The sequence below is a fragment of the Ferrovibrio sp. genome (assembly GCF_019636075.1).
Classification (GTDB): Bacteria; Pseudomonadota; Alphaproteobacteria; order Ferrovibrionales; family Ferrovibrionaceae; genus Ferrovibrio.
In genome coordinates this window covers 2,501-11,175 of the sequence record NZ_JAHBYG010000070.1, presented here as the reverse complement: position 1 = coordinate 11,175, position 8,675 = coordinate 2,501, and the positions used below count along the sequence as shown (strand labels likewise).

Here is an 8,675-nt window from a genome sequence, read left to right as displayed (position 1 = left end):
GTCTTCTCGTCGATCGGCTTCTTCTTGGCCTTCATGATGTTGGGCAGCGAGGCATAGCGCGGTTCATTGAGGCGCAGGTCGGTGGTGATCACCGCCGGCAGCTTCAGTTCCACGGTTTCCAGGCCGCCATCCACTTCGCGCACCACACTGGCCTTGCCATCGGCAAGTGCCAGCTTGTTGGCGAAGGTGCCCTGCGGCCAGCCCATCAGGGCGGCGAGCATCTGGCCGGTCTGGTTGCTGTCGTCGTCGATGGCCTGCTTGCCCACGATCACCAGCTGCGGCGCTTCCGCCTCGGCCACCTTGGCCAGCAGCTTGGCCACGGCCAGCGGCTGCACTTCGGCGTCGGTCTTGATCAGGATGCCGCGATCGGCGCCCATGGCCAGCGCGGTGCGCAGGGTTTCCTGGGCTTGGGCCGGGCCGATGGAGACGGCGATCACCTCGGTGGCGGTGCCGGCTTCCTTCAGCCGCACGGCTTCCTCGACGGCGATTTCGTCGAACGGATTCATCGACATCTTTACGTTGGCGAGATCAACGCCGGTCTTGTCCGCTTTTACGCGAATCTTGACGTTGTAATCCACCACGCGCTTGACCGCGACCAGAACCTTCATGGACGTGCAACCCTATTGTTATCGAGACGAAATGGGTGTTATCGAGACGAAATGGGTTATGGCGACAGCTCCAGCCAGCCAGGAAAGGCCGGTCAACCCGGGCATGCCGTCAGTTTTTTCGCGCTGCACACTATAACCCGGCGGGGGGGCTGTCAACGAACCGCCCCTTGGGCCGGCCGCCCCTGAAATAGCCCGATATCGGCAGGTTTCGGAAGAAAATTGCCCGAAAAAATCCGCCTCAAACCGCTGCCGCCCCCTTGTGGAAAATCCGGCCGATCCCACATCTGCTGCGTGGGGCCCGATACTGCCTGCCGCCAAGCCGGGGGCAGTGAATGGGTCGCTGCTACAAGGAGTGAGTTATGGATTTGGAAAAATTCACCGAGCGCGCCCGCGGTTTTCTGCAAGCGGCGCAAACCCTGGCGCTGGCCCGTGGGCATCAGCGGTTCAGCCCTGAACATATCCTCAAAGTGCTGCTGGACGATCCGGAAGGCATGGCGGCCGGCCTGGTGCGTGCGGCTGGCGGCGACCCGGCCAAGGCCAAGGCGCAGAATGAAGAAACCCTGGGCAAGATGCCCAAGGTGGAAGGCCAGGGTGCCGGCCAGCTTTACATGGCGCCTGAGCTTGCCCGCCTGTTCGAGCAGGCCGAGCAACTGCGGGAGAAATCCGGCGACAGTTTCGTGGCTGCCGAGCGGCTGCTGCAGGCCATCGCCATCACGCCCAGCCCGGCCGCCGACGCATTGAAGGCCGCCAAGGTGACGCCGCAGGCGCTGGAAAAGGCCATTCAGGACATGCGCAAAGGCCGCAAGGCCGATAGCGCCAATGCCGAACAGGCTTACGACGCCCTGAAGAAATATGCCCGCGACCTGACCGAGGCGGCGGAAAACGGCAAACTTGACCCGGTGATCGGCCGCGACGAGGAAATCCGCCGCACGATCCAGGTTCTGTCGCGCCGCACCAAGAACAACCCGGTGCTGATCGGCGAGCCCGGCGTGGGCAAGACCGCCATCGTGGAAGGCCTGGCCCTGCGCATTGCCAAGGGCGACGTGCCGGAAAGCCTGAAGGAAAAGCGCCTGATGGCGCTGGATCTGGGCGCGATGATCGCCGGCGCGAAATTCCGCGGCGAATTCGAGGAGCGTTTGAAGGCCGTGCTGGCGGAAGTCACCTCCGCCGAGGGCCGGATCGTGCTGTTCATCGACGAATTGCACACCCTGGTGGGCGCCGGCAAGGCCGATGGCGCGATGGATGCCTCCAACCTGCTGAAACCCGCTTTGGCGCGCGGCGAATTGCATTGCGTTGGCGCCACCACGTTGGATGAATACCGCAAGTATATCGAGAAGGATGCGGCGCTGGCGCGGCGCTTCCAGTCGGTCTTCGTGGGTGAGCCCAGCGTGGAGGATACCATCTCCATCCTGCGCGGCCTGAAGGAGAAGTATGAAGTGCACCATGGCGTGCGCATCACCGACAGCGCCATCGTTGCCGCCGCCACGCTCTCCAACCGCTACATCACCGACCGTTTCCTGCCCGACAAGGCCATCGACCTGGTGGACGAGGCAGCGTCGCGGCTGCGCATGGAAGTGGACAGCAAGCCCGAAGAGCTGGACGAACTCGATCGCCGCATCATGCAGCTCAAGATCGAGCGCGAGGCGCTGAAAAAGGAAACCGACGCGGCTTCCAAGGACCGCTTGAGCAAGCTGGAAAAGGAACTGGCCGATCTGGAGGAGCAGTCGCGCGGCGTCACGGCCGTGTGGCAGGGCGAAAAGGCCAAGCTCGGCTCGGCCCAGAGCCTGAAGGAGCAACTCGACCGCGCCCGGCTCGACCTTGAGCAGGCGCAGCGTAAATCCGATTGGAATCGCGCGTCGGAATTGTCCTATGGCGTGATCCCCAATCTGGAGCGCCAATTGTCGGAAGCCGAGAAGGCTGGCGACGGCAAGGCCAGCATGGTGCGCGAGGCGGTCACCGAAAGCGATATCGCCGGCGTGGTGTCGCGCTGGACCGGCATTCCGGTGGACAAGATGCTGTCGGGCGAGCGCGAAAAGCTGCTCACCATGGAGAAGAAGCTGGCCACCCGCGTGGTGGGCCAGGATGAGGCCCTGGTGGCGGTGGCCAACGCGGTGCGGCGTGCACGTGCCGGCTTGCAGGATCCCAATCGCCCGATCGGCAGCTTCCTGTTCCTCGGTCCCACCGGCGTGGGCAAGACCGAACTGACCAAGGCGGTGGCCGAATTCCTGTTCGACGACGACAGCGCCATGGTGCGTATCGACATGTCGGAATACATGGAGAAGCATTCGGTCAGCCGCCTGATCGGCGCGCCTCCGGGCTATGTCGGCTATGACGAAGGCGGCGCGTTGACGGAAGCCGTGCGCCGTCGGCCCTATCAGGTGATCCTGTTCGACGAAGTCGAGAAGGCGCATCAGGACGTGTTCAACGTGCTGCTGCAGGTGCTCGATGATGGTCGCCTCACCGATGGCCAGGGACGCACGGTGGATTTCAAGAACACCGTGATCATCCTCACCTCCAACCTGGGCAGCGAATATCTCGCCCAGGCGGAAGCCAAGGATATCGACGAGGTGGTGCGCCATCGCGTGATGGAAGTGGTGCGCGGGCATTTCCGCCCCGAATTCCTGAACCGGCTGGACGAAATCATCCTGTTCCGCCGCCTCAGCCGCGAGAACATGACCGGCATCGTGGATATCCAGCTCAAGCGCCTCACGGCCCTGCTGGCGGATCGCAAGATCACGCTGGACCTGGACGACAAGGCCAAGACCTGGCTGGCCGATTCCGGCTACGACCCGGTCTATGGCGCACGGCCCTTGAAGCGGGTGATCCAGCGCGAACTGCAAAACCCGCTGGCCAGCCTGATCCTGGAAGGCAAGGTGCTGGATGGCAGCGTGGTGGCGGTCTCCGCCGGGCCGGATGGCTTGGAAATCCAGGGCCAGGCGCTGCATTGAAGCGCGTATGTAGATGCATGAAGCGAAAAGGGCGGTCTTCGGGCCGCCCTTTTTTATCTTGATCGGTTTTATCTTGATCGGTGACCGTTTCTCTTATATTTAACTCATACGTTAATTAACGTATGAGTTAAATATAAATGTCCGCCGACCGCCTGAGCCTCACCCTGGCTGCGCTTGCCGATCCCACGCGGCGGGCGATTCTGGCGCGTCTGGCCGGCGGCGAGGCTTCGGTGAAGCAATTGGCAGCGCCTTTCGCCATCAGCCTGCCGGCGGTTTCCAGGCATCTGAAGGTGCTGGAAAAGGCCGGGCTGATTGCCAAGGGCCACAAGGCGCAATGGCGGCCCTGCCGGCTGGAAGCCGCGCCGTTGCAGGAAGTGGCCGGCTGGATCGACGGCTATCGGCGTTTCTGGGACGAGAGTTTCGACCGGCTCGATACCTATCTACAGCAGCTTCAACAGGTGAAATCCGATGAAAAGCACTGACGCCGGCGGCGACGAATCCGCCTTTGTCATCACCCGCGTTGTGGATGCCCCGCGCGAGCTGGTCTGGCGCATGTATACCCAGGCCGATCATCTGAAAAACTGGTTCGGCCCGAAGGGTTTTCCGATGACCCATTGCAGCATGGATCTGCGCGTCGGCGGCATGTTCCATTATTGCCTGCAAATGCCGGGCGGCGGCAGCGAGATGTGGGGGCGCTGGATATTCCGCGCCATCGAGCCGCCGCGCCGGCTGGTGACGGTCACGTCCTTTTCCGATGCCGAGGGCGGGGTGACGCGGCATCCGCTGGCGCCGGGTTGGCCGCTGCATATGCTGGGCGAGACGCTGTTCGACGACGAGGCCGATGGCAAGACGCGCATCACCGTCACCACCACGGCGCTGGATGCCAGCGAAGCCGAGATCGCCACCTTCAAGGGCGGGTTCGCCAGCATGACCCAGGGCTGGAGCGGCACTTTCCAGCAATTCAGCGATTACCTGGCCACTTTGAAATAGCGTAAAAGCCTGCCGTCGATGGCGGCCAGGCCGAGGCCGATCAGCGCCATGCCGGCAATATGCTGGGGCGCCAGGCTTTCGCCCAGAAAACCGATGCCGAGCAGAATGGCGGTGGGCGGGATCAGAAACGTGACGAGGTTGATGTTGGTGGCCCCAGCCGAGGCCAGGATGCGGAAATACAGCGCATAACCCAGGGCGCTGGAAAACAAGCCAAGCCCTGCCAGCGAGGCCAGCGCCTGTGGGCTGGGCATCGGCAGGGTCCAGGGGTGTTCCAGCAGCAAGGCCGCCGGCAGCATCAAGCTGCTCGCCATCAGGCCCTGCAGGGCCGCAGGCAGCATCGGCTGGATGCCCATGCGATTGAACCGGCGGCCATAGAGCGCGCCCACCGCGTAGGAGCAGGTGGCAAGCAGAACCGCGCAGGGGGCCAGCCAGTCCGTCAGATTTCCACCGTCCTTGAAGGCGAAGGCTTGCGGCCCGATCAGCACCATCACCCCCAGGATGCCGGCAAGCAGCCCCAGCAGCTTGGCCGGAGTGAGGCGCTCGTCGGCGGCCACGAAATGCGCAAACAGCACGGTCCAGAGCGGCGTGGTGGCATTCAGGATCGAGGCCAGGCCGCTTGGGATATGGTTCTGGCTCCAGCCGATCAGGCCAAAGGGTATCGCATTGTTGAGCAGGCCCATCACGAAGAAGGCGCGCCACGCGGCCCATTCGCGCGGCCATCGTATGCCACGCCAGGCCAGCCAGCTGCACAGGATCAGCGCACCGCCCAGCAGCCGTGCGGTCACCAGACTGAATACCGGCACTTCGCGGATGGCAATGGCAACAAAAAAGAACGAGCCGCTCCAGAGCAGCGAAAGCGTCAGCAGCATGCCCCATTCAAGGGCATTCATCGGGCGGGCCGGTGTGGTCATGGGGATGGTCTACTCAGTTCGTGGCGCCGCGGCTATCCGTTTGTTGTGCTGGCGAACATCGGGCTATGTCTGGGCTGTGCAGCCACCCGTGCCAGCCAGGCACGCAGGGCCGGATAGGGCGCGAGATCGAGGTCTGCCTCGTCGGCGCGATGGGTGTAGGCATAAAGCGCGATATCGGCCACCGAGTAGCGCCCTGCGGCGAAGAAATCATGGCGCGCCAGATGCTGCTCCATCACGCTCAGCGCGGCGTGGCCCTTGGCCAGGCGCTCGGGCATTTCCGCCATGCGCGGATGCTGGCGGCCGAGATGACGCAGGATATAGCGCGGCGTGGCCACATAGGGCTCGTGGCTATATTGCTCGAAAAACAGCCATTGCAGCGCCTGGGCGCGCCCCAGGCGATCATCGGGCAGCAAAGCGCTGCCTTCCGCCAGATACCACAGGATGGCGTTGGATTCGGCAATGCAGGTGCCGTCTTCCAGCTCCAGCAGGGGGATGCGGCCATTGGGATTCTTGGCCAGGAAGTCCGGCGTGCGGGTTTCGCCCTTGTCGATATCCCGCCACAGGATGCGGTGCGGCAGGCCCAATTGGGCTAGGGCGAGGCGGCATTTATAGCCGTTTCCGGAATCCTGATAGTCATACAATGTCAGCATGATCGTCCCTAAAGCTCTGGGTCGCCCCAGTGTTGATTAAGATAAACTTTTCTGCAAACCAGTAATTATTGGCTTTAGGGATAGATAATCTAAGTCTATGCTATTCTTATCATGGGTCGCCGCTTACCACCGCTGAATGCCCTGCGCGCTTTTGAGGCCGCTGCCCGCCATGGCGGCTTCGTGGCGGCGGCGGCTGAACTCGGCGTTACGCCGGCGGCGATCAGCCAGCAAGTGAAGGGGCTGGAAGCGCAGCTCGATACGGCTCTGTTCCGCCGGGCACCCCAGGGCCTGACCCTCACCGAAGCCGGCCGAGCCTATCTTCCGGGCCTGAGCGACGGGCTGGACCGCCTGGCCGAAGCCACCAGCCGGCTGGCTTCGGCTTCTGGCGGACGTGTCACTATCAGCTTGTTGCCTGCGCTGGCTTCGGGCTGGCTGATTCCAAGATTGGAGAATTTTCGCCGCGCCTTTCCCGGCACGGCATTGAAGCTGGATACCACGCGGCGGCTGACCGACTTTGCGCGCGAGGATGTGGATATGGTGATCCGCTTCGGGCCGCGCCCGGCACCGGGCGCCAGCAAGGATTTGGTGGCGCATCACCTGATGGATGAGGATGTGTATCCGGTGGCCAGCCCGGCGATGCGGCTCGGCGGCCGCGATCTTGGCGATCTGGCACCGCACATGCTGTTGCACGATAGCGATATCGATATCGGCCCGTTGCCGCCGCAGCCCTGGCTGCAATGGGCGAATTGGTATCGCCGGATCGGCCTGCCGGCGCCAGAGACGGCCGCCGGGATAGGCTTTACGGATTCATCCGTGTTGCTGGCGGCGGCTCTTGCCGGTCAAGGCGTGGCTTTGGGCCGCGCGCCGCATCTGGGCGATCTGCTTGCGCGCGGGCATCTGGTACGGATCGGCCAGCAAAGCTGGAAGGCCGATTGGGCTTATCATGTGGTGGCGCCGGAGGCGCATTTTCGCCGGCCATTGCTGCGCGCCGTGCTCGATTGGCTGCTGGCGCAGAGAATTCAGCCCGATATGAAGCCGTTTGCGGCGTTTATTTGCTGATCCGGCAATCCGGGTTGCCGTATTTCGCCACGCAGGCAGAAGCGGCGCAGCTTTTGATCGCCGCATCGCGCTGGTCCTTGTTCAAATCCACGGTTTCCACGGCGGTGTAAGGCACGGCTTCCGAGCGGGTGCCCTGAATGCAGTTGGTTGTCGTGGTGTTGCCCGAGCCGCTGGTGGTGCAGGTGACATTGCCGTCGGGCACCTGGATATAGCGCGTCTTGTTCACCATCACCTGGGAATAGACGGCCGGAATTTCAGCGTAATACCGCGTGGCGCAGATATTCTTTTCGTGCGTCCATTCCGGCGTGGCGCAGCCCGAAAGCAGCAAGGCCAGGGCCGGCAGCAAAGACCAACGAATGGTGCCCGCCCGGCTTTTCATGTGGCAACGATGCTTTCGTGGCTCAGTTGTTCGAAGCGCCGCTACTGCCAGTGCTGCCGCCCGCGCTGCCGCCCGCGCTGCTGCCCGCGCCGCCACCCAGTGCCAGCAATTCCGGCGTCTTGCGGATCTCGGTATCCATCAGCTCGATATGCTGGCGGAATTTGGCGAGTTCCTTGCCTTCCAGCTTGCGGCCGGAGGGGAAGCGCACATTCATCGGGTTCACCTGCTGGCCCTGCACCATCACTTCGTAATGCAGATGCGGGCCGGTGGAGCGGCCGGTGGTGCCCACGGCGCCGATGATCTGGCCTTGGCGCACGCGCTGGCCATTCTTCACGCCGATGCGGCTCATATGGGCATAGGCAGTGGCATAACCGTTGCCATGGCGGATGCGCACATAATTGCCATAGGCACCATTCCAGCCGGCCAATTCCACGGTGCCTTCGCCGGCGGCCTGGATCGGCGTGCCGGTAGCGGCGCCGAAATCCACGCCCTTATGCATCAGGCTGTAGCCCAGGATGGGGTGTTTGCGCCGGCCGAAGCCCGAGGTGAGCCGGGCGCCATCGATCGGCGTGCGCAGCAGCGCCTTCTTCACGCTCTGACCCTGGGTGTTGAAGTAATCCTCTTCGCCGCCATCGCTGGGGCGATAATTGTAGTAGCGCAGTTCGCGGCCAGACAGGGTGAGCGCCGCCGATATGATGCGGCCGGTCTTGGCCAGCCTGCCCTGATCGTCGAGATGGCGCTCGAAATAGACCATGAAGCTGTCGCCGGGCTGCACTTCGCGCTGGAAGTCCACATCGAAGCTGAACAGCTTGATGAACTCGCTGAGCAGGCTGGGCGTAAGGCCGGCTTCCAGGCCTGCATTATAGAGGCTGTCGCTGATCTCGCCGCCGATACGGCCGGGCACGATATCGAAAGAGCGGATGATTTCATTGGCGATGAAACCGCCTTCATCGCGCACCACGCTGACTTCGCGCTCCACGCTGGGGGTCAGCGCCATTTCAGACAGCCGCAGGGATTCGCTGCCCAGGCGTTCGAAGGTGAGGGTGATTTCCTGGCCCACCTGCAGGCGGCGCGGATTGAACTTGCGGCCCAGTGCCTCGATGGCGCGCTGCGACTCATCGGGCTGGGCG

9 protein-coding genes (1 of these 9 cut by a window edge) are annotated in these 8,675 nt (G+C 63.3%); 4 read left to right on the top strand and 5 right to left on the bottom strand.

Annotated features, from left to right (window positions below):
- Positions 1-608 (bottom strand): electron transfer flavoprotein subunit beta/FixA family protein (locus tag KF827_RS19005; RefSeq protein ID WP_291009028.1); only part of this gene is annotated, 608 nt, incomplete at its 3' end.
- A gap of 359 nt (positions 609-967) precedes the next feature.
- Between KF827_RS19005 and clpB the strand changes: the two genes are divergently transcribed.
- The 3 genes from clpB (at position 968) to KF827_RS18990 (ending at position 4,546) form a co-directional block, all read left to right on the top strand.
- Positions 968-3,556 carry an ATP-dependent chaperone ClpB gene (gene clpB / locus KF827_RS19000; protein ID WP_291009025.1) on the top strand — a complete coding sequence of 863 codons (2,589 nt, stop codon included), beginning with the start codon at positions 968-970 and terminating at the stop codon, positions 3,554-3,556.
- A 137-nt stretch (positions 3,557-3,693) separates the two neighbouring features.
- On the top strand, positions 3,694-4,038 hold the full coding sequence (locus KF827_RS18995) for a metalloregulator ArsR/SmtB family transcription factor (RefSeq protein ID WP_291009022.1): 345 nt from the start codon (positions 3,694-3,696) through the stop codon (positions 4,036-4,038).
- Positions 4,025-4,546, top strand: coding sequence for an SRPBCC domain-containing protein (locus KF827_RS18990; protein ID WP_291009019.1), 522 nt, complete (start codon positions 4,025-4,027; stop codon positions 4,544-4,546). The genes KF827_RS18995 and KF827_RS18990 overlap by 14 nt, the downstream gene beginning before the upstream one ends.
- Here KF827_RS18990 and KF827_RS18985 read toward each other — a convergent pair.
- Positions 4,525-5,457 carry an EamA family transporter gene (locus KF827_RS18985; RefSeq protein WP_291009016.1) on the bottom strand — a complete coding sequence of 311 codons (933 nt, stop codon included), beginning with the start codon at positions 5,455-5,457 and terminating at the stop codon, positions 4,525-4,527. The genes KF827_RS18990 and KF827_RS18985 overlap by 22 nt on opposite strands.
- A gap of 32 nt (positions 5,458-5,489) precedes the next feature.
- Positions 5,490-6,107, bottom strand: a complete 618-nt coding sequence (locus KF827_RS18980) for a glutathione S-transferase family protein (RefSeq protein ID WP_291009013.1) — start codon at positions 6,105-6,107, stop codon at positions 5,490-5,492.
- A gap of 111 nt (positions 6,108-6,218) precedes the next feature.
- Between KF827_RS18980 and KF827_RS18975 the strand changes: the two genes are divergently transcribed.
- Complete coding sequence (locus KF827_RS18975; protein WP_291009010.1) at positions 6,219-7,166, top strand: LysR substrate-binding domain-containing protein; 948 nt, start codon at positions 6,219-6,221, stop codon at positions 7,164-7,166.
- On the opposite strand, the gene KF827_RS18970 is transcribed toward KF827_RS18975, so the two are convergent.
- Positions 7,156-7,545: a hypothetical protein gene (locus KF827_RS18970; RefSeq protein ID WP_291009007.1), complete on the bottom strand. Its 390-nt coding sequence runs from the start codon at positions 7,543-7,545 to the stop codon at positions 7,156-7,158. The genes KF827_RS18975 and KF827_RS18970 overlap by 11 nt on opposite strands.
- Positions 7,546-7,567: 22 nt before the next feature.
- Positions 7,568-8,675 carry the 3' portion of a peptidoglycan DD-metalloendopeptidase family protein gene (locus tag KF827_RS18965; RefSeq protein ID WP_291009005.1) on the bottom strand. Its footprint extends 497 nt past the window's final position, so 1,108 of the gene's 1,605 nt are visible here — the last part of the coding sequence; its start codon lies off the right edge, out of view — the gene reads right to left on this strand; the stop codon is at positions 7,568-7,570.

Excerpts from the sequence above, each read along its gene's own strand:
- clpB (WP_291009025.1), top strand. The coding sequence starts at position 968 with ATGGATTTGGAAAAATTCACCGAGCGCGCCCGCGGTTTTCTGCAAGCG.
- KF827_RS18995 (WP_291009022.1), top strand. The coding sequence starts at position 3,694 with ATGTCCGCCGACCGCCTGAGCCTCACCCTGGCTGCGCTTGCCGATCCC.
- KF827_RS18990 (WP_291009019.1), top strand. The coding sequence starts at position 4,025 with ATGAAAAGCACTGACGCCGGCGGCGACGAATCCGCCTTTGTCATCACC.
- KF827_RS18985 (WP_291009016.1), bottom strand. The coding sequence starts at position 5,457 with ATGACCACACCGGCCCGCCCGATGAATGCCCTTGAATGGGGCATGCTG.
- KF827_RS18980 (WP_291009013.1), bottom strand. The coding sequence starts at position 6,107 with ATGCTGACATTGTATGACTATCAGGATTCCGGAAACGGCTATAAATGC.
- KF827_RS18975 (WP_291009010.1), top strand. The coding sequence starts at position 6,219 with ATGGGTCGCCGCTTACCACCGCTGAATGCCCTGCGCGCTTTTGAGGCC.
- KF827_RS18970 (WP_291009007.1), bottom strand. The coding sequence starts at position 7,545 with ATGAAAAGCCGGGCGGGCACCATTCGTTGGTCTTTGCTGCCGGCCCTG.